This window comes from Lewinella sp. 4G2, from assembly GCF_001625015.1.
GTDB lineage: Bacteria > Bacteroidota > Bacteroidia > Chitinophagales > Saprospiraceae > Neolewinella.
Genome location: NZ_LVWJ02000014.1, coordinates 328,088 through 354,993 on the forward strand (window position 1 = coordinate 328,088; position 26,906 = coordinate 354,993).

General features: G+C 57.2%; 20 protein-coding genes. 8 read left to right on the plus strand and 12 right to left on the minus strand.

Annotation, left to right across the window (positions count from 1 at the left end):
- Nucleotides 1-23: 23 nt before the first annotated feature.
- From A3850_RS03045 to A3850_RS03070, 6 genes are all read left to right on the plus strand, one after another.
- On the plus strand, nucleotides 24-560 hold the full coding sequence (locus tag A3850_RS03045) for an RNA polymerase sigma factor (protein ID WP_068219360.1): 537 nt from the start codon (nucleotides 24-26) through the stop codon (nucleotides 558-560).
- The gene (locus tag A3850_RS03050; protein WP_068214079.1) at nucleotides 557-1,981 is read left to right on the plus strand and encodes a hypothetical protein; all 1,425 of its coding nucleotides are present in this window, start codon (nucleotides 557-559) and stop codon (nucleotides 1,979-1,981) included. Before A3850_RS03045 ends, A3850_RS03050 begins: the two co-directional genes overlap by 4 nt.
- A 203-nt stretch (nucleotides 1,982-2,184) precedes the next feature.
- Nucleotides 2,185-2,922, plus strand: coding sequence for a peptide-methionine (S)-S-oxide reductase MsrA (msrA, locus tag A3850_RS03055; protein WP_068214082.1), 738 nt, complete (start codon nucleotides 2,185-2,187; stop codon nucleotides 2,920-2,922).
- Nucleotides 2,923-3,183: 261 nt separating this feature from the next.
- Complete coding sequence (locus A3850_RS03060; protein WP_068214084.1) at nucleotides 3,184-3,603, plus strand: hypothetical protein; 420 nt, start codon at nucleotides 3,184-3,186, stop codon at nucleotides 3,601-3,603.
- A gap of 226 nt (nucleotides 3,604-3,829) precedes the next feature.
- The gene (locus tag A3850_RS03065; RefSeq protein WP_068214087.1) at nucleotides 3,830-5,410 is read left to right on the plus strand and encodes an NAD(P)/FAD-dependent oxidoreductase; all 1,581 of its coding nucleotides are present in this window, start codon (nucleotides 3,830-3,832) and stop codon (nucleotides 5,408-5,410) included.
- A 32-nt stretch (nucleotides 5,411-5,442) separates the two neighbouring features.
- Nucleotides 5,443-6,765, plus strand: coding sequence for a glycosyltransferase 87 family protein (locus tag A3850_RS03070; RefSeq protein WP_068214088.1), 1,323 nt, complete (start codon nucleotides 5,443-5,445; stop codon nucleotides 6,763-6,765).
- Between the two features lie 45 nt (nucleotides 6,766-6,810).
- Here A3850_RS03070 and A3850_RS03075 read toward each other — a convergent pair whose 3' ends face one another.
- From A3850_RS03075 to A3850_RS03100, 6 genes are all read right to left on the minus strand, one after another.
- Entirely contained in the window at nucleotides 6,811-7,977 is a 1,167-nt protein-coding gene (locus tag A3850_RS03075; RefSeq protein ID WP_068214090.1) for a M23 family metallopeptidase, read from the minus strand.
- 101 nt (nucleotides 7,978-8,078) lie between these two features.
- Nucleotides 8,079-10,016: an AAA domain-containing protein gene (locus A3850_RS03080; protein ID WP_068214091.1), complete on the minus strand. Its 1,938-nt coding sequence runs from the start codon at nucleotides 10,014-10,016 to the stop codon at nucleotides 8,079-8,081.
- A 104-nt stretch (nucleotides 10,017-10,120) separates the two neighbouring features.
- Nucleotides 10,121-10,771, minus strand: coding sequence for a DUF3885 domain-containing protein (locus A3850_RS03085; RefSeq protein ID WP_068214093.1), 651 nt, complete (start codon nucleotides 10,769-10,771; stop codon nucleotides 10,121-10,123).
- A 56-nt stretch (nucleotides 10,772-10,827) separates the two neighbouring features.
- Nucleotides 10,828-12,072 carry a serine hydrolase gene (locus A3850_RS03090; RefSeq protein WP_068214095.1) on the minus strand — a complete coding sequence of 415 codons (1,245 nt, stop codon included), beginning with the start codon at nucleotides 12,070-12,072 and terminating at the stop codon, nucleotides 10,828-10,830.
- A gap of 99 nt (nucleotides 12,073-12,171) precedes the next feature.
- The gene (locus A3850_RS03095) at nucleotides 12,172-12,666 is read right to left on the minus strand and encodes a peroxiredoxin (protein WP_068214097.1); all 495 of its coding nucleotides are present in this window, start codon (nucleotides 12,664-12,666) and stop codon (nucleotides 12,172-12,174) included.
- Nucleotides 12,667-12,815: 149 nt separating this feature from the next.
- Entirely contained in the window at nucleotides 12,816-13,499 is a 684-nt protein-coding gene (locus tag A3850_RS03100; protein ID WP_068214099.1) for a porin family protein, read from the minus strand.
- Nucleotides 13,500-13,898: 399 nt separating this feature from the next.
- On the opposite strand from A3850_RS03100, the gene A3850_RS03105 reads away from it, so the two are divergent.
- Nucleotides 13,899-16,334 carry a glycosyltransferase gene (locus tag A3850_RS03105; RefSeq protein ID WP_068214101.1) on the plus strand — a complete coding sequence of 812 codons (2,436 nt, stop codon included), beginning with the start codon at nucleotides 13,899-13,901 and terminating at the stop codon, nucleotides 16,332-16,334.
- Between the two features lie 72 nt (nucleotides 16,335-16,406).
- A complete protein-coding gene (locus tag A3850_RS03110) occupies nucleotides 16,407-17,882 on the plus strand; it encodes a glycoside hydrolase family 130 protein (RefSeq protein WP_068214104.1) in 1,476 nt (491 codons plus the stop codon).
- 29 nt (nucleotides 17,883-17,911) lie between these two features.
- Here the strand turns inward: A3850_RS03110 and A3850_RS03115 are convergent, their stop codons facing one another.
- The 6 genes from A3850_RS03115 to A3850_RS03145 all read right to left on the minus strand — a co-directional run bounded on the left by A3850_RS03115 (nucleotide 17,912) and on the right by A3850_RS03145 (nucleotide 26,852).
- The gene (locus A3850_RS03115; protein WP_068214106.1) at nucleotides 17,912-18,652 is read right to left on the minus strand and encodes a hypothetical protein; all 741 of its coding nucleotides are present in this window, start codon (nucleotides 18,650-18,652) and stop codon (nucleotides 17,912-17,914) included.
- 106 nt (nucleotides 18,653-18,758) lie between these two features.
- On the minus strand, nucleotides 18,759-20,186 hold the full coding sequence (locus A3850_RS03120) for a regulatory iron-sulfur-containing complex subunit RicT (RefSeq protein WP_068214108.1): 1,428 nt from the start codon (nucleotides 20,184-20,186) through the stop codon (nucleotides 18,759-18,761).
- A gap of 66 nt (nucleotides 20,187-20,252) precedes the next feature.
- Nucleotides 20,253-21,371, minus strand: coding sequence for a hypothetical protein (locus tag A3850_RS03125; RefSeq protein WP_068219366.1), 1,119 nt, complete (start codon nucleotides 21,369-21,371; stop codon nucleotides 20,253-20,255).
- A gap of 375 nt (nucleotides 21,372-21,746) precedes the next feature.
- Entirely contained in the window at nucleotides 21,747-23,699 is a 1,953-nt protein-coding gene (locus tag A3850_RS03130) for a SulP family inorganic anion transporter (protein WP_068214110.1), read from the minus strand.
- Between the two features lie 347 nt (nucleotides 23,700-24,046).
- Nucleotides 24,047-24,727 (minus strand): EB domain-containing protein, encoded by a 681-nt coding sequence (locus tag A3850_RS03135; protein WP_068214112.1) that lies wholly within the window; start codon nucleotides 24,725-24,727, stop codon nucleotides 24,047-24,049.
- Between the two features lie 358 nt (nucleotides 24,728-25,085).
- A complete protein-coding gene (locus A3850_RS03145; protein ID WP_068214116.1) occupies nucleotides 25,086-26,852 on the minus strand; it encodes an ABC transporter ATP-binding protein in 1,767 nt (588 codons plus the stop codon).
- Nucleotides 26,853-26,906 lie beyond the last annotated feature (54 nt).

Below are 26,906 nucleotides of genomic sequence, written 5' to 3' on the forward strand. Positions count from 1 at the left end.
CCGACCGCTAGCCCATGCTGAGCATGAAAGAAAAAGAGTTGATCGAAGGTGCCCTCCGGGGTGATGAACGGGCGTCCCGCCTGCTCTTCGAACGCTACGCCCCCGCCCTGATGGGGGTGTGCCAACGCTATTGCCGTACCCAGGCCGAGGCCGAGGACGTCCTGCAGGATGCCTTCATCCGCCTCTTTGAGAAACTACCGAAATACGGTTTCCAGGGCAGTTTTGCCGGCTGGGCCCGCCGCCTGACGGTCAACGTAGCGCTGAAAACCTACCAGCGCAAACGCTTCCAGATGGAGCAATCCGGCCTCGAGAACATCGCCGAACGGGGTGGTTCGCCCACCGCCTACGCCGATCTTGGGGAGCAGGAATTGCTTGCCCTCGTCCAGAATTTGCCGGACGGTTACCGGGTTGTCTTTAACCTTTACGCCATCGAGGGCTACAGCCATAAGGAGATCGGGAAAATGCTCGGCATCCAGGAAGCCAGCTCGCGCAGCCAATTACTCAAAGCACGAAAAGTCCTGCAGGCCGAGATCGAGCGCCGCCAAAAAGTAGCCATATGAAGCACATCGACGATCTTTTTCGGGATGGCCTCGCGGGCCGCAAAGGTGAAGTCCCCACCGATCTGTGGAAAAAAATTCAGGCAGCCAAGCCCGCCGCGCCCACCGGGGAAGCCTTTGACGGCCTCTTCGCCGATGCCCTGCGCGACCGGGAAGCCCCCGTGCCCATCGGGATGTGGGACCGTATCGCCGCCGCCCGTGCCTTGCCGCGCCGCCGGGCATTTTACGCTGCCGCAGCTCTGGCGCTGCTGCTCCTCCTTTCCGCTGGCTTGTACCTCCTGGGTGATGACGTGAATACTCAGCCTGAGGACAACAAGATTGAAGAATCAGAAATACCAGCCATCCCGAGTGATGAAGGCGTAGTGGCAACAACCGACGATGCCGATATCGCTCGGTCGAATAACGTAGTTCCGCCGGCCACCGCAAGTGCAGCTAGCGTTACGACACCGTCCACCACCAACGAAGCTTCCAATTTTGGGGCGCTCAACGCAGGGGCGGAGAAATGGGAAGGGGGCAACGCGGATACGCAAGTATCCAACCCAATCGCAACGGACTTGACGGACGGCACCGCCGCCACCCCAACGGAAATTAAAAGCACGGCAGGCGCTGCCACCGATGAAGTGATCCTGACTGGCGAAAGGACGACGTCCACCCTCGCCGCGGCAGCCATGATCCCCACCCGCAACGCCGGAGCCGTCAGCCAGCTTAACGAAGCAACTACCATCCTCCCGGACTTCACAAAAGGAAAGTACCGCCAGCAACGCAGCACCGCCCCCTCCTTCAGCCGGGCGCCCCGCCACCGGACGCAGACCGAAATGCTTTTTGGCGCCGCCTACGCTAACCAGAACCTCAGCGCGACGGATGCCAGCGACCGCCAGTTGCTTTCCGCGCGGGAAAACTCAGAATTTCCGGAGATCAGCTTCCAGGTCACCCTCCGCCAGAGCTACAAACTGACGGACCGGGTAACGCTGACCGGCGGCCTGACCTACGTTGACATCCGCAACCAATTCGATTTTGAGGAGGTCGTCAACGGCACGCTGCAACTGACGAAGAAAAACAACCACATCCGGATGCTCGAGGTACCGTTGCTGGCTGGATTAACCCTACCGGGTAAGCGCTTCAACGTATCCCTCAACGCCGGCCCGGTCTTCAACCTGACGACGGCCGTACAGGGCAATTTCCTCGACCCGGACTCCCCGGAGCCTCTTTCCCTGAGCGACGACGGGAACTACCGCAGTTACACCGGCGTAGGTTACATGACTTCCCTGACGACGACTTACGCCATTGGCAAGAAGGATCCGTTCGTACTGGTGTTGGAACCCTTCTTTAAGCACTACCCGGGCAGCTTCACCCGCCCCGGTGCGCGGATTTCGGAAAGTTACTGGTTGGCTGGGTTGCAGTTGGGGGTTCGGAAAGGATTGTAGGATTCTCGAGTCTCGAGTCTCGATAAGTGAGGACTGATTTGCTGCCGCTATTACTCTCGCTTTGCTCGGCTACCGCTCATAGGAGATTGCTGCGTTTCTGGTTATTTTGAAATACAGGGGCGTTACCGTCGCCAGTAAGCCAAATCTGGGTTTGGGCTAACCTCGTCGCAATGTTTTGCGTTAGGATAGCGTAAATACAAACCATGAAAGGTATCCAGATCATCTTCCTATCCTTAGCGTTGGCACTGAGCCTGACCGCTTGCGACTCCTCCAAGTCCGCTACTACGAATAAAGGAACCACCACCGAAACCAGCACCACCGCCACCAACCGCAGCAGCCAACCCGAACTGGCCGGCGACTTCACCATTGAGGAGCTCGACGCGAAGTACCCTGGCATGGAGAAAGCTTACCTCGCCGGTGGCTGTTTCTGGTGTACCGAAGCCAGCCTGGACCGCATCCAGGGCGTTGCGGACGTCTGGAGTGGCTACGCGGGTGGGCCCGAAACCAATCCTACCTACCGGCAAGTGGCTTCCGGCCAAACGGAGCAGGCGGAAGCCATCGTGGTCTACTATGACCCGGCGGTGATTGATTATTCCACCATCCTGGACGTCTTCTTCGTCGCCCACGACCCTACGCAACTCAATCGCCAGGGGCCGGATGTAGGGACGCAGTACCGCAGCGCCATCTTCCCCCTGAACGATACCCAGCGCCAACTGGCCGAAGCCAAGATCAAGGCCCTCAACGAAAGTGGCAAGTTCGACAAGCCGATTGCGACCACGATTGAGGACCCCATCAAATTCTGGGTAGCCGAAGGGTACCACCAGGATTACTACGAGGATGATTCCAACCCGAACTGGGGTTACGTGACTAACGTCAGTAAGCCTAAGGTGGAGAAGGTGAAAAAGGTGTTTCGTGATATTTTGAAGCCGGAGTTTCGGTAGGTCGTATCTGATATTTGGCGGATTGACATGCGTTGAGCTTTGTCGAAATTTTGCCTAATGCCGACCTTCCTTTGCCCTTCGGCCGGGATCTTTCCTTGGCCTTCGGCCAAGTCTGATCCCGGTCTATCTTGGTGATCCCTACCGGGATCGGGAGACACGCGTTGAGATGTGGGGTGGGCAACATCAACCAGGCAGAGACCGTTACTTTGCTACACACTTCTCCCCAGCCTGAGCTTTTGATCCCACGAACAACAACTTGATATGCGTTTTTTCTTCATCCTGGCTATCCTGGCCACCAGCGCTGCGTCCTTTGCACAGGACCCCGCGGACATCTTCCACAAAACCATCGATCTCGACTCCATCAACCAGGTGAGTTTGGACGTGTACGCTAATGACAACTTCGAGGTCAAGACCTGGCCCGGCGATGACATTCTCATCGAAACCAGCGTCAAACTGATCGGTGGCAAGCCCTTCATCCTCAAATTTTTCAAGGAGAAGCAACGCTACGACCTGGAGCCGAAGCAAACCGGTGACCGGCTCGCCCTCGTCAGCCGAGACAAGGAACGCCGGCAGGTCAATGGCGATGGCGCTCAGACCACCGAGAACGTCATCATCGTCCTCTATATGCCCGAAGATTTCGCGGATGCTGGCAACAACACCTACCGCCGCAAATCGAAGTAACTCATTGTTCGCTGCAGAATAAGCGTCCCGAAGGGCCGCCTTGAGTAGCCAGGGCCAGCTGAAGAGTTGGCGCAGCCAACCTGAAGATGCCCCTGGCGAAAACACCTACCGCCGCAAATCAAAGTAGCCCCAAGTCGTCGGACGATTTCAGCAAACGGCTGCGCCTTATTGCTGGTGAATCGTTCGACGACTGTATCTCCGGCGGGGTCCTCCCTATCTTTGCCCCATGCCCCTCCAAACCGTAGAAGTAAAGCTTCCCCCACCCGATCTCCACGATGAGGTGGCCCTCCGCCGCGCCATCAGCCAACAGACGCCACTGCGGGCGGAACAAATCGGAACCGTGGAAGTGGACCGCCGGAGCATCGATGCACGGGGCCGCCGCCCCGTCTTTCGCCTCCGGGTCAACGTACTGGCCCCCGGCGAGGAGACCACACCGGAATCCCCCTACTCCGCCAACTTTCGGGACGTGGCCGACCAGCCCGCCGTCACCATCATCGGTTGCGGGCCGGCCGGGATGTTTGCGGCGCTGGAACTCATCGAGCGGGGACTCAAGCCCATTATCATTGAGCGGGGGAAGGACGTTCAGGCACGCCGGCGCTCCCTCCGGGCCATCCAGCAATTTGGGGAAGTCGATCCTGATTCCAACTACTGTTTCGGGGAAGGCGGGGCCGGCACCTATTCCGACGGCAAACTGTACACCCGTAGCCTCAAGCGGGGGAACTACCTCAAGGCCCTCCACCTCCTCGCCGAACACGGGGCCCAGTCGGACATCCTCATCGACGCCCACCCGCACATCGGCTCCAACAAGCTACCCAAGGTGGTCGCCAATATGCGGCAGACCATTCTTGACCGCGGTGGAGAGATCCGCTTCGGCCACAAATTGGTCGACATTGAGCGGACGGATACCGACCTGCAAGCCCTTTCCATCCAGGACGAGCACGGGGAGACCTACCGCCTGGAAACCGACGCCTACATCCTCGCCACCGGCCATTCGGCGCGAGACGTTTACGATTTGCTCCACCGCCACGCCATCCGCCTGGAGGCGAAGCCCTTTGCACTGGGCGTCCGGATCGAGCACCCCCAACCTCTGATCGACCAGATCCAGTACGGGCAGCGGGAGCGGGAGGAGAACTTACCGGCCAGCAGTTACAAGCTGGTCACCCAGGTCAAGGAAAGGGGCGTCTTCAGCTTTTGCATGTGCCCCGGCGGTTTGGTCGTCCCCGCCGCTACGGCTCCGGGGGAGTTGGTCGTGAACGGGATGAGCCTTTCCCGTCGGGATAGCCCCTACGCCAATTCCGGCACGGTGGTGGCTGTTGAGCTGGAAGACCTTCAGCCTTTCAAAGAGCACGGCGTCTTTGCCGGGCTGGCCCTCCAGCAACACGTGGAGCAGACGATGTTCAACGCCGGTTCGGGCGACCAGGCGGCCCCCGCCGCACGGTTGACGGATTTCGTGAACGGTAAAGTCTCCAGCACCCTGCCGGATACGAGCTACATCCCCGGTCTCCACGCTGCGAAGATGGATGAGCTGTTGCCCAAAAGCATCTACTCCCGCCTCCAGCAGGGCGTCAAGGATTTTGGCCGTAAGATGAAAGGCTACTATACTGAGGAAGCCAACGTCATTGGTACGGAAAGCCGAACGTCCAGCCCCGTCCGCATTCCCCGCGACCGGAAAAGCTTTCACCACCCGGACCTGCCCGCGCTTTATCCCTGTGGGGAAGGAGCCGGTTTTGCTGGTGGCATCCTGAGTGCAGCGATGGACGGGCAAAACGTAGCGGCGGCGGTGGCGAAACAGGTTTACGGCAAGTAAGCCATTGGGAATAGCCACTAACTTGCCACCCCGTGAAAAAGATCCTCCCTCCCCTGTTGCTATCCCTTGGTATTCTGTACCTGGGTTTTGGGGTGGACCGGACCAACTTCTACGAGCTCATCACCGCCTTCACGGTCGCATTCGCCGGGTACGCCGCGCTGGTGAAGTACGCGGAGGAAAAGACTTTGCGGTTGGCCATTATTTTAGGGATTGGCCTGCGCCTCGCGCTCGTCTTTGCCTTTCCGCTGCTGAGTGATGATGTCTACCGCTTCATTTGGGACGGGCTGTTGATCAACGACGGCCAGAACCCCTTCGCGAAAATCCCCGCTTTCTACCTGGAGGCGGGCAACGAGGTACCCGGCCTTACGCCGGAGCTGTACGGGAAATTGAATTCTCCGGAATACTTCACCATTTACCCGCCGGTAGCCCAGGCCATCTTCACCCTGGCGACCTGGATCAGCCCCGGTAGTCACTACTGGGCGGCGGTGGTGATGAAGTTGTTCCTCTTCGCTTGTGAGCTGGGAAGTTTATGGGTACTCCACCGCCTATTCCGCACTACTTTTTCAGGGTTCCCGATCACCAACCTGCTGTTTTACTGGCTCAATCCGCTCATTATCATTGAGATCACCGGCAACCTGCACTTTGAGGGGGCGATGGTCTTTTTTCTGCTGCTCGCCCTCTACTGTCTGACGCAACGCAGGTGGGTTCGGGCCGGACTGGCCATGGCGGCTTCGGTGGCGAGCAAGCTGCTACCCCTGCTGCTCCTGCCCTACCTCATCCGCCGACTTTGGGGTAGACCTTTCTGGGTCTTTTCCATCGTTTTCGGGGCCGCGTTATTACTCCTCTTCGCTCCATTGCTGGCGGCTGGTTTCCTGGATGGCTTCGGTAGCAGCTTGGATCTGTATTTCCGAAAATTCGAGTTCAACGCCAGTATTTACTACCTCGCCCGGGAAATCGGTTACGGCGTCGTTGGCTGGAACCTCATCAGCACGATCGGGCCGGCGCTTGCCAAATTTGCCGCCGTCGCCATCCTCGTCCTCGCCCTGCTGGACGGCCGGTCTTCGTGGAAGGATCTCCCCGTCGGTTGGCTCTGGGCCTTCACCATTTACCTCCTGTGCGCCACGACCGTTCACCCCTGGTACCTAAGCGTTCCCATTGCACTCTGTTGTTTCACCCGTTGGCGCTTCCCCCTGGTCTGGAGTTTCCTCATCACCTTCACCTACGTGAGCTACACGACGGTCCCCTACCGCGAATTACTCTGGGTCGTGGCGGTGGAGTATGTTTTGGTGCTAGGCTTCCTGATTTGGGAGCGCAAACGACCAACACCGCCAGTCCCGGAGGGGCGTCTACCGTAGCGAGGGGATGCTTCCCCTCGTTTTCGTTGTGATTATCCCATTCCCTCAATCAAAATTCACATACCCAAACTCCCCCCGCCCAGTCACCACCCGGTAGAATTTCCCCGTCACCGCCAGCGCCGTCACCGGTTCGCCGTTGTTGAGTTGTCGGAGGACGGTGCCCTTGCGTTCCGGGCTTTCGCGGAGGTAATGGTTGCCGCTCAGGGGTACGCGTTTGGAGGATTGCCCGGGTTCCAGGTCGTAGATCGGGCCGGGGGGTAGCGGATCGTCGCGTTGCAGCAGCGAATAGGGATCGTAGGGGCCATCCGCGTACACGCCGAAGTGGAGGTGGGGCGGCGTCGTCCGGGCGTTGCCGGTGTTGCCCACTGTACCCAGGCTATCCCCCCGCTGCACGTACTGCCCGCGGCGGACCCACTGTTCGTCGAGGTGGGCGTAGTAGTAGCTCTGTTCGCGTTCGTTGTCGTAGAGCCACACGGTTTTACCGCCCAGGCCGCCATTCGCCACCTTGAAGATGCGGCCATCGGCTACGGCGAGGAGGGGGGTTCCCTTATCCGCAAAAATATCGTTGCCCTTATGGCTGCGGCGGCCACCGTCGCGCGAGGCACCCCAGAAACTCTTGATCGCCGTCTCGTCCTTCCCCGCCACCGGGAAGAGCAGGGCCGCTTCCGAGGCCAGACTAACTTGGGCGCTGACGCGGGTGCCAAGGGAGGACTGAAGCAAAAAGACGAGGTTCTCGGACCGCCCCCACGGTTCGTATTCCAACTTGAGCCGGTCGGGCTTCCAGGTGGCGATGGGGCGACCGTAGCGACGGCCGGATGGATCAGTTTTGTACAGCTCTCCGAAGACGGTACCGCCCTCCGCCGTCCCTTCGATGCGGAGGATGCGGCCGGCCTTCAAAGTAAAGTGCAGTGCCTGGGCGGAGTAGTCCACCGTCGTATCCAGCTGGAAGATCTCCCGGTGAGGGAGCTGGATCTTTAGCCGTTGGGTATCGGCGTTCGCGTAGGCCCGTTCCCACCCCACTAACTTCGCACCTGCGTCAGCGCCCAACTCCTTCGCGTAGCGCTCCCGGGCCGTTTTCGGGCCAATGGTCTTCTCGAAAAACGTACCGACCTTTCGCAAACCGGACCGCCAGTCGCAGCCCGCATAACCGGAAACGAGGACGGCCAGCACGAGGAGCACGAGCGTGAAACGAAAGCGGGAAGCGCGGGCCATTAAACGAGTTTGGGGTTGAGAACCAACACATTAACGCGTGGGCCCGCCCCGGGTTACGTCGGGAGTCAGTTTTAATGAATGACCTGGATTTGGGTTAACGGCTAGCGCATGAATTCCCAGGCCGTCTGATAACGTCCGTGCTTTTCGACATAGTTGAGGAAGCCAGAAAAGAAGGCGTCGTTGCCGACCGTGGCGCTGTCGCCAATAACGATCAGGTACTTTTTGGCCCGCGTGAGGGCCACGTTCATCCGCCGGTAATCGCTGAGAAAACCGATCTCGCTACGGCCGTTGGACCGGACGAGGCTGACGTAAACGACGTCCCGCTCCCGCCCCTGGAAACCGTCAACGGTGTTGATCGTGATGCTGAAATCGCGTAGCCGCCCCTCCCCGGCGACCATCTCATCGGCCCGGACGACCTGCTCGCGGTAGGGGCTGATGATGGCAACGGTGGGCAGCGGCACGTCGTAGGGGATCTCCTGGCGGAGGTCGAGCAGGTGCTCGATGAGGATGTTGAGTTCGCCGTCGTTGTACCGGCTTTTGAACTGCGGGTGGAGCTTTTCCTCAAACCCCGTACCCGCCGTGTCGATAAATACCACCGCCTCGGCGAGGGGAACGCTTGGCAGGGTGCGGCGCGCGACGAGGTCCGCAGCTTTAAGCTGGCCACCGTAGAAGTATTCGTTGGAGTAGCCCATGATGGGCTCGTTCATACGGTACTGCACCTCGAGCAGAACGTTTTCAAGGTCTTCCGCCCGGTTGCACTCCGGAGGGAGACCAGCCTTTGCGGCGATATCCGCCACGAGGCACTTTTCGAGGAGCGTGACGCTGAATCCTTCCTTATCCGCCCGTTTATTCTTGACGGTTGGCGGCAGCTGAAATGGATCCCCCGCCAGAATGACGCGGCTGGCCTTCAGGATGGGAATCCACGTCGCCGGCTCGAGGGCCTGGGCGGCTTCGTCGACGATACACGTCCTGAATTTATGGCCGCTGAGGATGGACGCCGCCGAACCGACGAGGGTACAGACGACGACCTGGGTAGTCTCGAGGGTGTGGTCGAGCGTCCGGTCTTCCAGTTGCTTGGCCCAACCGTTGAGACGGCCGGCGTCGCGGTAGTAGATACCTTTTTCGCGGCCCTTTGCCTTGCCGGCTTTCTTGCGGAGGTCGGCGGCTTCCTTGCGCAGTTTCTTTACCTGGCCGGTATCCGGGTGCTCGGCGATCTGGACGTCGAGGGTGTGGCGCATCACCTCCTCCTCCACCCGGCTGATGTTGCCGGTGCGGACGACGCGGAGGCCCCGATCCGCCAGGCGCATCGTGACCAGATCGGCGGCGGAATTGCTCGGGGTACAGAAAAGGACGCGGTCTTCCGTCTTGACGAGCTCTTCCACGACGGCGACGAGGGTCGTCGTTTTGCCCGTCCCCGGTGGCCCGTGGATGAGGCCCAGGTGTTCGGCGCCGAGGGCGTGGGCGACGGCGGCGCGCTGGCTATCGTTAAGGGCGGTGAGGTGGCCCGCATCGGCGAGGGTGATGGGACGGTATTCGGGGGTTCGGGCGCCCATGATGACGTCGCGTAGTTCCTTCACCCGCCCGTTTTCGGCTTGTTCTAGGGTTTGGAGGGCGCGGTCCATTTCCACGTAGGTCCGCTCGTCGAACATCAGGTCCACCCCGACGCCGCCGGCCCCGAGCCAGTCGGGTAGGTCTTCGCCACCGAGGATGATCTTCATCCGGTTCTTCTTCACGTACTTGATGACGCCGGCGCGCTGCGGCCCGTTCGCCAGCGGCTGGGTGGTGAACAGGTTGACGCTGGTGCCGGCGCGAAATTGGTGGCTCTCCTCCCCCTCCCGCGTGAGGGTGACGGTGGGCCGGCCGCCGATCCCGTAACCACTTTCGCTGATTTGCAGCGGGTACCAACTGTACCCCTTCTGCACCCGCTTCACGAGCGGCATCGCCTGGATGACTTCGAGGTGGAGCTTCCGCTCTTCTTCCCGTTCCAATTGGACGAGGTGGCGCAGGTGGGTGAGTTCGGTTTTTTGGTGGTCGGTCAAAAGGGGCGGGGAGGTTCGTGGCGCTGCCGCGGGTGCGGGGGGAGTGGGCTAGCGAAGGTAATAAGGTGGAGTGGGGTATTTGGTTTAGGTTAGAGTATGGGTACTCACTGGCCAAACATCTCTTCCACCTCAACGCGGTTGTACGCCAAAATCCAATCGTTGAATTTCTCGTACGTTGGGCGAAGGATATCAAGATCATCAGCCCATACGTCGCAGCCTCGGTCATCGTACACCAGCATTCCGGTTTGTTTTTCCGGTGAATAGAAATAAATACGTTGAGTGATATAAGGCACCCCGCCCATCTCTGTCGCTATAATGCCACGAATAATTTTGCTAGCAGACTCCAGAGGTAGTTGAACCCGACCGAGAGACAAATCGCATTTCAGCCCGTCCTTTTCCAGACGCTCAATCTTATTCCCGGCTTGGTCCTGTTCGTAATAGGTTTGGTCAAAGGGCCCCTCGAAGCGTTTTAGCCGTTGATGATCTAGTACATTGATTAGATTGAGTTGATGATTGTCTTTCCCGCTTTTCAGCCAGGATGAATCCCATTCCTCAATCAGTAAAATGACTGATTCTCCATGGAGGGCATGGGTATATATAGCCATTGCCCGGGCGGTCGCTTGCTCAATTCTGATTCTACTATCCGTGTTTTCCGCACCGCCCAACTCAAATCTCATTGAGTATCTGCCAAAAATCGTACTTGAAGTTGTCTCCGGAGCAATCCTACCGAGTTCTTTAGCCAGAAGTTTTTTCATAATGCGCCCAAACTAATGAGAATAGTAGCCCTATTTATCAGGCCTACCCTGAATTATCACTCCCCCAAACGCTTACTAATCGCCCCAAACAAACTACGCCAACCCCCATCCCACTTGCGGCCCTGGCGGACGATGACCACGTTCGTCTTGGGGTCCACGTAGATGTACTGAGATAGGATGCCCATGGCGAAAAAGGCTTCCCCCGGGCGTTCGAGGTAATACTGGCCAGGGTACCGGACGGAAGCCAACACTTTGGCACCAGCCAATTCCGGCTCCGCGACGAGGGCCGAAGCCGCCGCCGTGGAGTCCGCAAAGTAGCGGGTATTTCCATCAGCTGTCTTGATCGTCTCCGAGAAACCGTACCACTGAAACTGGTAGGCATCATTACTCAGGTCTGGCGTGACGGATTTTCTGACCCAGTCTTCTGAAATGATCCGCCGTCCGTGCCAGGTACCGCCGTTGAGATAGAGTTGGCCAATCTTTGCGAGGTCCCGCGCCGTAGTGTTGAGGCCGGAATAGGATTTGGCGGACCGGTGGCGTTTGTCGTCCAAACTCCAGGTGGCGGGGAATTCCATCCCCATTGGCTGCCACACCTTTTGCTCGAGGTATTTGCCCAGAGGCACGCCGGTAGCCCGCTCAATGATGATCCCGATGATGGCCGTCGTACCGGATTGGTACTGGTGGTACGTACCCGGCGGGTGGGCGAATTTCAGTTTGGTCAGTTGCTTCAGTTGGTTGGTCCCGTAGTAAAGGTGGGCCATATCGGCGAAGGGGCTGCTGTAAGATTCCTTGTACTTCAGCCCAGAACGCATATCTAGCAGGTGGCGGATCGTCAATTGCTGGAATAGGGGGTCACCTTCCAAAAATTCCGGGACGTACTTTGTTACGGGGTCATTGATGTCTTCGATGGCGCCTTCGTCCACCGCAATGCCGGTCAGCAACGAGGTTACCGATTTGGAAACGGAGAAGACGGTGGATATATCCTGGGGCTCGTAGCCCTCAAAGTATTCTTCGTAGACGATGCTGTCGTGCTGAATGACGATGAAGGACACCGTTGAGGTACTCTCGTCGAGGTATTCCGTGAGGTTACGATTTACGCCCTTCTGGGTAATGGTGAGCGAATCCAGCAGCCCCTCACGTTGGCTTACGGGGAAGGGCATGGTTTGCTCCCCAGTCTCCACCTCGGTGTAGGGGAAGATCTTATGATCGGTGATATTGGCAAAGTTGCGGGTGGCGAAGCGCGTAACGTGGCAGGAAGACAGGGCCACCGCTACCAGGAGGTAGGCAAGAAATCTTAGCATGAAATTCTGAGTGCGTGTGTTAATAAGGTAGCCTCAAGATAATGCACCCCCGCCAATCAATGGCCTGACACTGAATCCACTTGCAGTTCCAGCTGGGTCCTACTTCAAGGCTCTGGCTATCGCCTTGTCGATCACCTTGCCAATTTTGGCAAAACCACCCGTGAAGTTGAGTTCGTAGTTCCCTTCCCGGTCGATGACCATGTTCGTTGGAAAGCCTTCCACGCCAAACTGCTGGCAGACCGCTCGCCCATCCGCTACTACCGGATACTGAATGTTGTACTTAGTGCGATTCTTCGTGATCTTGGCAGCACTATCCGTTCCGATGGATGCGAAAATGACGTCCGGGTTATCCCGGTAGGATTCGTACACCGCGTTGATCTCCGGGATCTCCTCCAGGCAGGGTTTGCAGCCGATGAACCAGAAGTTCAGGACGACCACTTTGCCCCTGGTGTTCTCGGAGGAGACGACGTTACCGTCCATGTCCACCAGCTCAAAGGCAAGCGCATCGCCCTCCACGCTGGCTTCATTAGTGCTTTGCGCGGTCAGGTTAAGGGTGGCGATGAATAGGAGGAGCAATAGGGTATATTTCTTCATTGTTGATAGGTGTTTTGTGGTGAAAAGTCAGGTGTGCCTGGAAGATACGCTATTTCTCCGGGCCCCTTTAACTCCTGATCCAATCTCAATACGAATGGCCACCCCCAAAGGAGATGGCCATTCCAAGCTATAAATTTCGGGAGCCTTGGCTAAAACGTCACCGCTACCCCACCCCCAACTTGTACCCCTTTGAAGCCCGTCCGCGCCGTCACGATCGGTACGTCGTAGGGCTGGGTGAGGCTTTGCTCGAAGCGGCCCTCCACGAAAAAGGTGAGGTTTTCACCGGCTTTCGCCTTCACCCCGACGCCGCCCATCGCAGCCACGTGGAAACGTTCGTAGTTGATGGCATCGAGGTTGATGTCCGTCGTCATCAGGTTGAATTCTACCAGGGCGGTGGCGGTCGTCCGGATATTGCCGGCGGTCGCGTAGCCTAAGCTGGCACCACCGAAAGCGTAGGGGGTTACGGCACTATTCGTGGGGAGATGCACTTGCGCCAAAACCGGTACGTCCACGTAAGTAAAGCGGGTCTTTGCCCGGGCGCCAAATCCTACGTTCATCCCAAAAATCTCGGCATCCTGCGTCAGCGCCAAAGAAGTTCCCCGGCGATTGATCTCTACCCCGGAGCGCAGGCTGAAGACCTCGGTAAAAGCATGCTCCACGTAAAGCCCGGCGGAGAGTGTGGACGTGTTATCCAACTGATCGCTGATGAGGTCGAGGTCGCTATCCGTACGCAGCGAGGAAGTGCCGTAGGCGCCGCGTATACCGACGCTCGTTTGGGCGGAAACCGCCACCGTGAAGCACAAAAAGGCGAGGAGGGAGAAGAGGGTACGCATGGGTCGTTCATTTTATGGCGGAATGGCAAAACCACGGAGCCGTTAGTGAATGTGCCCTTGTAACGAAGCCGCAGGGAAGAAGGCTCTTGTGGAAGCGTTAAGACGGGCGTTAGCGGAGTGATAAAATGTGCGCTCAATCAATGCCATTTCCTTCGTCCCGAGGGGGTAAACACGTGGGTGAATTATTTCAACTTACGCAAACACCTTACCCCACGCATAAGCACTAGCCTCCCTGAAAGATCAAGCCCCTGCAGCCGTTTGGGAGCGCTACCTAACAGTAGCTACGCCCGAACAGTAGTAGTAAAATCGTAGTTGCTTTTGGTACGGTCCATTTTTATGGCCCTGGGACTTTTGCTCCGCTTTCCGTGTTCCTTACCCAGCATTCGACACAAACTATCCATGAAAATTGCCATTCTCGGGAACTACCCGCCCAAGGCGTGCGGCATCGCCACGTTTACCAACAGCCTGGCCCGGGCGATCTTGAGTAATCTCACCACCGAAGAGATTGCGGATTACGCTGAAATCATCGCCATCGAAGACGCCGGCCAGCACCACCACTACCCAAAAGAAGTAGGCACCATCTTGCCCCGCGACGAAAGAGCCGCTTACGGTCACGTCGCCGACTACCTCAACACGGGCGGCTTTGACCTCCTGATCGTGCAGCACGAATACGGCATTTTCGGTGGCCCTGATGGTAACTACTTGTTGGATCTGGTCGATCGCCTCCGCATTCCCCTCATGGTCACTTGCCATACGGTGCTCAAGAACCCCAGCGAGGGGCAGTGCTCCGTCATGCGCCGCCTCTGCGTACGGGCCGGGGTGATGGTCGTCATGTCCCGGATGGCCAAGACGTTTTTAATCGACGTCTGTTCCTGCCCCGCCAACCGGATCCAGGTCATCGAGCACGGCGTCCCCGTTATCGAAACGGCACCCCGGGAAGAACTGCGCGAGCGCTTCGGTTGGGCCCGCCGCCGCGTACTCTTCACTTTCGGGCTGCTGGGCCGGGGCAAGGGTATTGAGACGGTTATCCGCTCCCTGCCGGCCATCGTCGCTGAGCATCCCGAGACACTTTACGTCGTGCTGGGCAAAACCCACCCCAACGTGGTGCGTGAGCACGGGGAGGAATACCGCGAGTGGCTCCACGAACTGGCCGACGAACTGGGCGTGAAGGACAACCTCCACATGATCAGCGAATTTGCGTCCGAACAGTACCTCTTCGAATGCCTGCGGGCGACCGATCTCTACGTCATCCCTTACCCCAACGAAGCACAAATTTGCAGCGGCACGTTAGCCTATGCCGTTGGCGCGGGTGCGGCGGTGGTGAGTACGCCGTTCTGGCACGCGACCGAACTTCTAGCCGATGGGCGGGGGAGACTCTTCCCGTTCCACGATTCAGACGCGTTGGCGTGCGAAGTAAAGGAGTTGTTGGGCAAGCCCGATGTATTGCAGGATATTCGAGCCAAGGCCCTGGCCTACGGAGACCGGTTGTTCTGGCCCAAGATCGGTGCCGAGTACATCAAAGCCTTCGCCGACGCCCAGATGGCCTACGAACGCTCATCACGCAACCGCTCCACCAGCCTCGTACCGAAAATCAAATTGGATCACCTTCTACGGATGACCGACGACTGCGGCATTATCCAACACGCTAAGTACGCGACCCCCAACCGCCACGAAGGGTACTGCCTGGACGACAACGGACGCGCCCTACTCTTCACTTCGATGGCCCTCTCCACGGGCCGCTTCCCGAAAGCGGAACGGAAAATACTGACTGAGCTCTCCGAGACTTACCTAAGCTATATCTTCCACGCCCAGCACGAGGATGGCACGTTCAGCAACTTCATGTCCTACGGCCGCGAGTTCCTCGACGATCAGGGAAGTGAAGACAGCTACGGCCGCGCCCTCTGGGGATTGGCTGCTTGCATTACCGCCAACATCCGCGAAGACCTGACCGCCCTGGCGCAGGAGTGTTTCATCCGCGCCATTGGCCACTTAGACCGGCGGACGAGCCCCCGCACCCTCAGCTACGGCATCATTGCTCTGAGCGAATACCTGGGCGAGCACGATGACGAGAACCTGCGGAACCTGCTCGACCGCAGCGTCAATCGCCTGCTCGATCACCACCGTGACAGCCGCTACGATGACTGGGATTGGTTCGAACCCTACCTCACTTACGATAATGGCCTAATGCCATTGGCGCTTTACCGGTCGCTGCGGATTTTGCCGAAGAACGCCGTCCAGTCCGTAGCTGAATCCACTACGGACTTCCTCGTGCAGCGGACGATCCTGGGTAACATCCCCCGGCCCGTGGGTTGCCACGCCGTTTGTCACCGGGGGGAAGCACCGCAGCAATTCGACCAACAGCCACTGGAGGTGATGGCCGACACGCTGCTTTACCTGGATGCCTACGCTCAAGGGCGTATGGATAAGGACGAAAAGTTGGCCCGCACCGTCTACGGCTGGTTCCACGGCAACAACGATCTGGCGGTGAAAATGTATTGCTCCAAAACGGGGGGCTGTTACGATGGCCTTACCGCAACGGGGCCAAACAAAAACCAGGGGGCGGAGAGCCTCTTGGCCTACCTCATTGCTACGTTGGCGATACAGCAACTACCTATTCCGCGGCCAACGTTCAGCAAATCGAAACGAGGGACGCTCAAGAAGATGCTCAACGGTTTTGCTCCGGCTTGGGTGGAAAGCATTCCGTCCGCACCGAAGAAAACGCAGTACGATGCACCGACGCTGGTTTCGGCCACGGCCGCTCGCCAGTACGATGGTTTTGGCGATGAGGGATTCGATGATTCCGTCATGCGTGACCATCCGTTTCTGAGTCGGTAACAAGATTAAAGTCAGTACTTTTCTACAAGAAAAATTCACCTTACCACTTACGACCTGAACCGTTAGTAACCTATGCAAGTAGCCGTCGACCGCAAAGACCTTCGCCTCTACGGCGACCCCACCCGAGTGATTGGCCGCTTCTTCTGGGCCGACGAACACCGCGCCCGACAACTGATGACTCGCGTCCTGGAAATGGATGAGGCCACCGTACACGACCAATTGATGAAGACGCTCCGGGGTTTCGCCGGTCGCCACCGGAACATCAACGAGATTTTCCGCCGCCATGTGGAGGCTGCCCTTGAGCGCGTCCCCGAAAAGCGCGAGGAAGTCATGGCTGCCAGTGATGAATGTAAGGCGCTCATCGGAGCCTTTTTCACCCACGAATACAGCATCGAATCCGCCGCATTTTTCAACCCCAGCGTCGTACGTGCTCGGGACCAAACTGATCTCCAATCTGGGGAGCTCCGCATGGTCATGAGTATGCGGGCGGTGGGGGAAGGCCACGTTTCCAGCGTAGTGTTTCGCAACATTATTCTGGGCCCGGATAACGAGCCACGGGCGGAGGCCACCAGCCGCTTTGTTGGTCTCGCCAAACAGGTACAGTACTGCACGTACGAGAAGAGTGACTTTGCGGAGAAGACCCGCCGTGATGCCAACGTCGGCGAAGAAATGCTCGGCAAACTGATGGACGGCCTGCCCGACAACTTCAACCACCGGGAACTCTACGAACACTACTGGAAACTCTGGAACGAATTTCCCGAAGACAGCGCCGACCGCGACGAATTGACCCTCTTAATGACCGTCGCCGACGCGTACTACGAAGTCCGCTTCAGTCTGGATACGGACCTCAGCGAACGCGTCCTCTACCCCATGATCGACTTCGAAATGCGGGGAATGGAAGACGCCCGCTTCACGGAATTCACCCGCGACGATGGTTCCATGTGCTACTACGGCACCTACACGGCGTACAACGGAAGCCAGATCCGCCCCATGCTCATTGAGACGGAGGATTTCTATGACTTCATCATCCGACCTATCTACGGGGAGGCGGCGGTGAATAAGAACCACGCCATCTTCCCCCGGAAGATCCATGGCAAATACTACGCTCTCTGCCGTATTGATGGCATTAATAACTACATCATCCAAAGCGACAAGCTACAAGTTTGGGATGATGCTCAGTTGCTCACCAAACCCATCCACGACTGGCAACTCTACCAGATCGGCAACTGTGGTTCCCCCATTGAAACCGACGAAGGGTGGTTGGTCGTCACCCACGGCGTCGGCCCCATGCGGCGGTACTGCCTGGGGGCCATGCTCCTTGATCTGGATGACCCCACCATCGTCCTGCGTCGCCTAGCCGAGCCATTGCTATCTCCGGCCGAAGACGAGCGGGAGGGCTACGTCCCCAACGTAGTGTACTCCTGTGGCAGCCTGATCCATAATGATGAGCTTGTGATTCCCTACGGCATCTCCGACGAAGCCGCCCGCTTCGCTACCATCCCGGTAGATAAGTTACTTAAGGCCATGGAGCCGGTGAAGAACGACTGAGCGTCTTCGCACCAATCCGGCATAATTTGCTAACGAGCCATCAGTAACTTCCGCCCCCACACCAGTAGTTGTCCACCGTACACGCAGAGCCACAGCAACAGGGTGGTGAAGGAGAGCGCTTGCGCGTCCGCGTACCAGAACTGACTCCGCATATCCGCCCAATTGTATTTGTAAGCAAAGAAATCCGCTAGCGAAAGCACGGTGTAAGCGACCATGAAGAAAACGACGCCCTTCAGTAGTTTCCTCAGGTACCACAGCAGCCGGGGAAGGCTCCGCTTGTTCATCCTCTTTCGGCGCTGACGCAGGTACATAACGGAGAACAAGACGTACAGTGGCCACCCCATCAGGAAAAGTGCCTGCTCCAAGCCTCCGTAGAACGGATTATAGAAGTACCTCCCCTCCTCGTGCCGGAGGGCTGGCCAGAGCCAGATCGCAATGAAATAGATCGTTTGTCCGATGGGGAGGGACAGGTGCTTGAGGTCCGTCCACCGAAATTGGTACGCCGGGAACAGACTGATCTTCACGTAACTGAAGAGCAGCACGGGCAACCACAGGCTGAAGTAGATGGGGAGGTATTTCCATTCCGGATGTGCCTCGAACTGACCTGTAAAGTCCAATAGGAAGTGGAGCTGGGTGAAACCGCCCGTCAGCAGTAAGGTCCCGTACAAAAAGTTAGCCCTGCGGTCTCCGGATCGTTTGGCAAAATGCAACCCACCGATCAACAGTGCGGCCAGCGTCGTAGCGGCCATCAAAATCGGGGTGAGGAACATGGTGGTTAGGAGCAATTAAGTGGACACAGTAGACGGTGTGACAGTAGGAATAGTTGGCTAGCTAGCCTACATCCCTTACCCAAGATAAACACTACCTCGCAGTCCCTTACTTCTTCTTCCGCGGCGTACGCTTCTTGCGGCCCGTACTGCCACCATCTCCGTTTCCGGATGATGCTTTAGGGGCGTTAGTCTGAGGACTATTGCTAGAAGTGTTCTCTGAACCTTTGGGCTTGTTCCGTTGGGGCCGGCGTTTGGAGCGGCTACTCCGTGGTTTATCACCGGTAGCAGCTGCCTTTTCGCCCGATCCACCTTCGGATTTCTTAGCGGAAGCGTCTCCACCACCAGCACTTGATTTGCTCCGGGACCGTGAGGACCGGCCGCTGCGCCCCGAAGCGCCACCACTGCCTGGTTTGCCGGATTTTTTCTTCCGCCGCTTCTTCCGCTTTTCGGCGGGGAGTTCGATGGCGCCGGTTACGTCCTCGTAGCCAAATACGTCGTCTGGCTCCTCCACTACCAACTGAGCGGACTGGAGATCCGCCGGCAGGTTGCCCGCCTTATTCATGGCCTGCATCTCGTGCACCTTCTCTACCGGGATGGGGTACAGCAGACCGCGATTGTCCTTGTACGTGTAGTACATGATCTGCTTGAAGATGTCCGTCTTGATCAGGATGGCCAGGCCGGCGTGGGTCTTGATCTTGTCCGCGCGCTTAGGGAAGGCCTCGAGGGCTTCCATGTAGGTATCCAACTCGTAGTTGAGGCAGCACTTGAGGCGGCCGCACTGTCCGGAAAGCTTAGCGTTGTTGATGGCCAGGTTCTGGTACCGGGCCGCCGAAGTATTGACGGCGCTAAAGTCACTCAGCCACGTAGAACAACACAGCTCGCGGCCACAGGTGCCGATTCCACCGAGGCGGGCCGTCTCCTGGCGGGGGCCGATCTGCCGCATCTCGACTTTCACCCGGAACTGATGGGAATAAGCCCGCACGATGTGGCGGAAATCCACCCGGTCGTCCGAAGTGTAGTAAATGGTGATCTTCTTACCGTCGCCCCGGTACTCTACGTCGGAGACTTTCATCTTGACGTGGTTCTGCCGGGCGATGGCGCGGGCTTTGACGAGCGTCTCCTTTTGCATCTCGCGGAACTCCAGCATCTTCTCCAGGTCACGCTCGTTGGCGCGGCGGATGATGCTGAGGTTTACGCCACTTTCCTTCGTTTTCTTTTTCTTCATCTGCAGGCGGACGAGGTCGCCGCTCAGCGTGATCCGGCCCACGTTGTAACCCTTGTCATCTTCCACGACGACGTTATCACCCGTGGCGAGTTCCAATTCCGCGGGGGCGAAGCAGAAGCACTGGGTGGTGCCTTCGTTGAAGGACACCTCGACGATGCTTTCCGCGTAGGGGTCGTCAATACCCAGATCCGCCAACCAGTCGTAGGCGCTTCGTTTATTGCAGGCTCCGGTATTGCAGGCGCCCTTCGAGCCGCAGCCCTTGGGGGTGCCGTCTTCGTTCTTACCGGTTCCGCATGATGCACATGCCATTTTAAGTAATTGAGTCGCAAGTTGCGAGTTGCGAGTTTTGCGGTAGTACTTGACTACTCGCTACTCTCAACTCGCAACTCGTAATGCTTGGTGAATACGAATGCCCGCATCCAGAAAGAGAATCTTTGGATTCGCGTTCCTTTCGACGTACTCGGTACATTCGCTAATGATGGTAGCTATAGTTTCAACCTGATCGGGGGAGACCAGCTTGCTTAGTTTTTTTGCGGCCGTAACTTCTTTCTCCGGTAGGCGGGCCTCGTACCCTTCTCCAATGACGGAGATCATCAGGAATTCCCGCCAGAAGTGGATGGCGTAACGCAGGAAGTGCTTCTGGTTCTCCCGGCCGATCTTGGCGAAAGCTTCCGTCCAGGCGACGAGTTTGGAGGCGCTGCCACCGTAGCAGGTGCGGACCCAGGTGAGCAGACGATCATCGTGGGCCGCAGCGCCGGAGTTGGCGATCTGGAGGGCCAGGTTATAGTTGCCGTCCGCCAACCGGGAGGCGTTCGCCGCTTGGTTGGGAGCGACGCCCGTACTACGGAGCCCCGCAGCGATGGCCTCCGTGCTTGGTGCCGTCAACTTGGTGAGTTGACAGCGGCTGAGGATGGTATTCAGGATGAGTTCCACCCGTTCACTCACGAGGAGGAATACCGTATTCTCCGGCGGCTCCTCGATCATTTTGAGCAGGCGGTTGCCTTCGTTGCCGAGGTACTCGGGGAGCCAGATCAGCATGATCTTATACCGCCCCTCAAAGATCTTCAGGTTGAGCTTGCGGATGATGGCCGCACAGTCGTCGCGCGAAAGGTTGCCCTGTTTATTTTCGGCACCGATGCGTTGGAGCCAGTCGTTGGCTTCCTGGTACGGCGTTTCCGCGAGGGACTCCCGCCACTGGGGTAGAAAATTATCGCTCACCATCTTGGAACCGATGGTGGGAAAGGCGAAGTGAAAGTCCGGATGGATGAACTTGCCCGTCTTGCGGCAGGCCCGGCACTTCAGGCAACTCGTGTCCTGGTTCGCTCCCTGCCGATCCTCACACAGCAGGAGGTTGGCGACCGAGATGGCCGCCGCCAGCCCTCCCCCACCCGGCGGCGCCTGGATGATGTTCGCGTGCGGCAACCGGTCCGCCGCCGCCATTTGGCGAAGTTGGTCCAGCGCGGGAGGCGTATGTAGGAGGTTAGAGAATTGCATGGAGCTCGTTACGTAGCTTCCAGCGTTGACGTAGCCCACGAACTTCCGAATTGAATACGGGTACTCAGGTGGCGGCCCCGTACTTGGCGGTACCCGTTCCCTATTTCTCTGCACCCGCGGCAGCGCCCTTTTGAGCGTAAGAACCACGGGAATATTTATCTCAGCTCTTCGAAAAGAGGCGTATTCTTTCGGTTGGGGCCGGGGCCCCGTTTCGCAAGCCGTAACACCGGAGGCATTGGACTTGTGTAGTAAACGCACCGGATGTTCCGGATCGTGCACCCACTGGCAAGCGTGAATTCAAACCTGGCATTTAAGGTGAGAACCGGCGACTTACCGCCCCCAAAGATAGCCAAAAAGAACTGGATATTGGACCGATCAGGCCTCGTCAATATTGTCGCTGATCCGTGGTGGGCCGGCCTGCTGATCGTCGCTGACGCCACTGAGGTTACCCTCCTCCAAACGTTCGCTGAGCCACTTACGGCAATTCTTGAAATCGCGGAAGATGTACTGGTCGGACACGAGCCCGGGGACAAGGTTGATGCGCTCCATCATACTGCGCACCTGCTCGTTCATGCCCACGAAAACAACGGCCACGCCCCGTTTCTGGAGATCAAGAATGGCGTCCTCCATGGCGTACAGGCCGGATTGATCGATGTAGGGCACGCGGCCCATGCGGATGACCACCACGTCCAAATCGGGCAAACTCTGGATGATCGTTTGAAAGGAAGAGACGAAACCGAAGAACAGGGGGCCGTCGAGGTGCTTGATGAATACCCGGTCGCCGACGCGCTCGATGAGGTCCCCTTCATCCTCCCAGGATTCCTCATTCGCGAAGGCTTTAATGGACTCCGACCGGGCGCCAGCCTCCACAGTATCCGCGGACTTCTTCATGTACAGCAACGTGGCCATGACCATGCCCACCGCAACGGCCTCCAGCAGGCCGATGAAGACCGTCAGCAACAGGACGACGATCATGACGGCGGCATCCCCGCGAGGGACGGATTTCAGGTGGCGGAAACCTTTGTAATCGATGATGCCAATACCGACTGCCAGCAGGATACCCGCCAGGACGGCCTTTGGAATGTATTGCACAATTCCACTCAGACCAAGGAGTACGGCCAGCAGGAAAACGCCGGCGATCATTCCAGAGATCTTGGTCCGCCCACCACTCTCTACGTTGATGACCGTCCGGACGGTTGCGCCGGCGCCGGGCAGGCCACCGATAAAGGCCGCGCCCATGTTGCCGATTCCCTGGCCAATTAATTCCTGGTTAGGGTCGTGGCGCGTCTTGGTAATGTTGTCCGCTACGACGGAGGTAAGCAGTGAATCAATCGCCCCCAGTGCCGCCAGCGTTGCGGCGAACTTGAGGATGAGGCCGGTATTGCCGAAATCCAGCATGGCTGCAAAGAAGCTAATGTTGATTGGCGGCAACCCTTGCTGCACCGAACCGATGATGGGTACCGTACCGGGCTCAATGAAGAAGAACGCTACGATGGTCAGCACCACCAAGGCGACGAGGCTGGAGGGAACGGCTTTCGTGATGCGTTTAAAGCCATAGATGATAATAATGGTGGCGGCTGCCAGCAGGAAATTGACCCAATTTATGCCATTCGGTATGGAGAAAGGACGGGTAAACAACGTAAATACACCCGTGGTGCTTTTGGATTCCCGCCGGGCAAGGTTCTGCGCTCTTTCCTGAATCTCCGAATTCTCTACGGCCGTGAAGCGACGGCTGGTTTCGGTGATGACGTTGCCATCCATGGTACCCTTTAGCACCCCTTCCTGTGCTTCCTCCCGGATGATGCCTTCAAGGATCTGTTCTTCCGCCAGGGGAAGTTGGGCGGTAACAAGCTCGGTATCCGCCCCCGCGTCGTAACCTAAGATGGGAAAGATCTGCGTCAGGATGATGATGATGCCGATGCCCGACATAAATCCGGACACGACGGGATAGGGAATGTACTTGATGTACCGCCCCAGCTTGATGATGCCAAAGACCACTTCGAGCGCGCCGGCGATGAAGAAGGTAGCCAGGATCAAGGGGACGGCTTCCGCTACCGTTTCCGCTCCGGTTTCCAGGAGGGCATTGGAGATCACGGAAGCTGAAACTACCGTCATTGGTGCCGTTGGCCCGGAGACTTGCGTGGCCGTCCCGCCAAACAAGGCTGCGAGGATGGCAATGGCGATGGCACCGTATAGGCCGGACATGGGGCCCAGCGCGGTTTGGTCACCAAACGCCAGGGCGAGCGGGAGGGCAACGATACCGGCGGTGAGGCCACCAATGAAGTCACCTTTAATGTTGGAGAAGTCGAATTTGAAGGGGTTCGTCATAGTGCTGGTCGTCCTGGTAAACAATCCCTCACTGTACCGTGGAACGCGGCATCTTGTTCAGATAACCCCGCCATGAAGCGGTGTGGGGACTTATCAGGCCGTTTCCAGGAACTGCATCTCGTAGAGCTCCTTGTACCGACCGTTCTCGTTCTGCAGCAGCTCCTCGTGGGGGCCGATCTCGCTGATCTCTCCCTTCTCCAGGACCATGATGTTGGTCGCGTTGCGGATGGTGCTTAGGCGGTGGTTGGCAACACTGGTAATACGGTGAAGTAGTTAACTGTGTAGCCCGCAGGCCTCCGATACGCCTCTTCATTCAGCTGATATTCGATTAGACACCTCATTGGGTATCACAATATTCGCTTGAACGTAACCGGGTACGTTCTGCTGATTTCCTCTTGCAACCCCGCTGGCAGGAGGGAATCCGGAAGGATGCCCTCGTCGGTTCCATTATCTTGACAGAAATAAATATAGATGTTCCCCTCGATAGTATTCCTATCGGTAAAAGCGCCGACGAAATTTTTTCGGCAGGAATACTTAGGGTAATAATAATAACGGGTTGAAGTGCGAGTCGGCTTATCAATTATCTCCGGAATAATAATGGTATCAACGGGTATATTCGGGTCACCGGGGTAAGGCAGGATGGCTACGAAGTGTGGTAGCTGACCAATAACCCATGGGTCACGGTTGTACATTCTTCCGTCTACTGACCGGTAGTAATTATCTCCATCCTTCCAGGTGTGGGAAAAGGGTTCAACTTCAAACTCGATAACCAACGTATCGATGAGATTATTATACTGATCGTAGGTAATGAAGGTGGGTTTATTCCAGGACTGCAGACAAAATTTTGGTGCAACTTCCAGTACACCCGGAGGGCACTGGCAAAAACCATCGTCGCAAATAGCGAGGCCCTCGCAGCTATCCGACTGACATTCGTTGCCCGTTAAACCTGAACCCATATCGTCATCGGAAGAAGGGCAGCCATAAAATAGTAGGCTGAATAAGAGCGTGAACCAAATATTGTATTTCATCGTACAAGAACTTTACCGGCGACACGGCTTCCATCTTTAAGTTTGGAAGCCACTAAATAGATTTCTACTGGCATGTTGAATCCAGAGAGACGATAAGTACTGGATAGACCTGCAATACAAAATTGGTTAATCAAACGCCCATTAATATCAAATATAGCTAATTCATCGAGCTGATCTGGGCTAAACTTTAGACTCAGCGTCATATCGTTGCTGGTGTGCCCCGTAATGTGGAAAAGATCATCAAAGGTTGCTACAACGTACAGCGACACATCATCTGCCCCATGCACTATATCACGTCATCTACCCAAAGAAAAACCTACAGACCCAAAACCCTAAGAAAGTTCAAGCTTAAATCACCTTACCCAGCCGTTTCCAAAAACTGCATCTCGTAGAGTTCCCGGTACCGACCGTTCTCGTTCTGCAACAATTCCTCGTGGGGGCCGATCTCGCTGATTTCCCCCTTCTCCAGGACCATGATGTTGGTCGCGTTGCGGATGGTGCTTAGGCGGTGGGCGATGATGATGCTGGTACGGCGTGCAATCAGGGTTTCGATGGCGTGTTGGATAACCCCTTCGGTTTCCGGGTCAACGCTGGAAGTAGCCTCGTCCAAAATGAGGATGTTGGGGTCAAATACGAGGGCCCGGACGAAGGAGATGAGTTGGCGTTGCCCCATACTCAGGGTGGCGCCCCGCTCCTGGACATCGTAATCGTAGCCACCCGGCAGCCGGTCGATAAAATCGTGAGCACCAATCATTTTTGCGGCGTCAATAACCTGTTCGCGGGATATTTCTGGGTCCCGTAGCGTGATGTTGTCCATCACCGTCCCCGTGAAGAGGAACACGTCCTGCAATACCATGGCCATCTTACTGCGGAGGGCGTAAAGCTCGTAGTCGCGAATATCCACGCCGTCCACCTCGATGCTGCCCTTTTGGAATTCGTAGAAGCGGTTCACGACGTTCGTGATGGTGGTCTTTCCTGACCCGGTGCTGCCGACGATGGCGAGGGTTTCACCGGGCTCCAGTTCAAAACTAAGGTCCTTGAGGATCCAGTCCTCATCGACGTAAGCGAACCAGACGTTGTTGAAGGAGACGCGCCCGGCAACTTCCGCGGGGGCGTGGGTGCCTTTATTTTCGATGACGTCCGTTCGGTCCAGCACCCCAAACACGCGGCCAGCGGCGATCAATCCCATTTGCAGGGTGTTAAACTTATCCGCCAGCACCCGGATCGGGCGGAACAACTGCTGAATATAGATCGGGAACACAACCAGTGCGCCCAGGGTAACGCCTCCAGCCCGGGCCACGTCCTGAGCCCCCCACCATACCATTAGGGCGAGGGAGGCAGCTACAATGATCTCCACCACGGGAAAAAAGACCGCGTAGTAAAAAATGGCGTTGATGTTCGCCTTGCGGTACTCGCTGTTGATGGCGGCGAAAGAGGCTCGTTCCTGCCGCTCCGCATTGAAGATCTGGACGATGCGCATGCCGCTGATCCGCTCCTGCAGGAAGGCATTCATCTTTTGAATCTGCGTTCGTACGTTTTGGTAAGATTTCTTCACCGCTTCCTTAAAGACGTAGGAGGCTACGATCAGAAACGGCATCGTCGTCAAACAGATCAGGGTAAGCTTCCAACTGGTGATGATCATCATGATCAGGACGGCGATAATCGTCAGCAAATCCGCCATGATCGTCACGATTCCCTCGGTAAAAATGGAGTTGATGCTCTGGATGTCACTTATAGCCCGGGTCGTCGAAGTTCCAATTGGCGTCCTATCAAAATACCCCAGCTGCAAGTTGTTGATGTGCCGGAACACCCGTACCCTGAAGTCACGGATAATGGATTGCCCCAACCAGTTAGAACTATAAATGAAGGCGTACCGGCACAGGGCCTGAAGGACGATCGCCACAAACACAATCATTACCCAAAAGGTAATCCCTTCAATATCCCCCACGAAAATGTAGTCGTCTACAATCTTCTGCACAATGCGCGGTCGGGCAATGGAAAGCGGAGCCAACAGAATAGCCAGCACAACGGCAATGATTGCGATCCGCTTGTAGGGCAACGCCAGTTTGAGTACCCGCTTGAAAAGGCCAAAATCGATCTTCTTTTTCTGGTCTTGCTGCGCCATGGGTTACAGAACAGCTTTCGCCCAATAAAGATGAGTTTATTTGGAACTCTATTT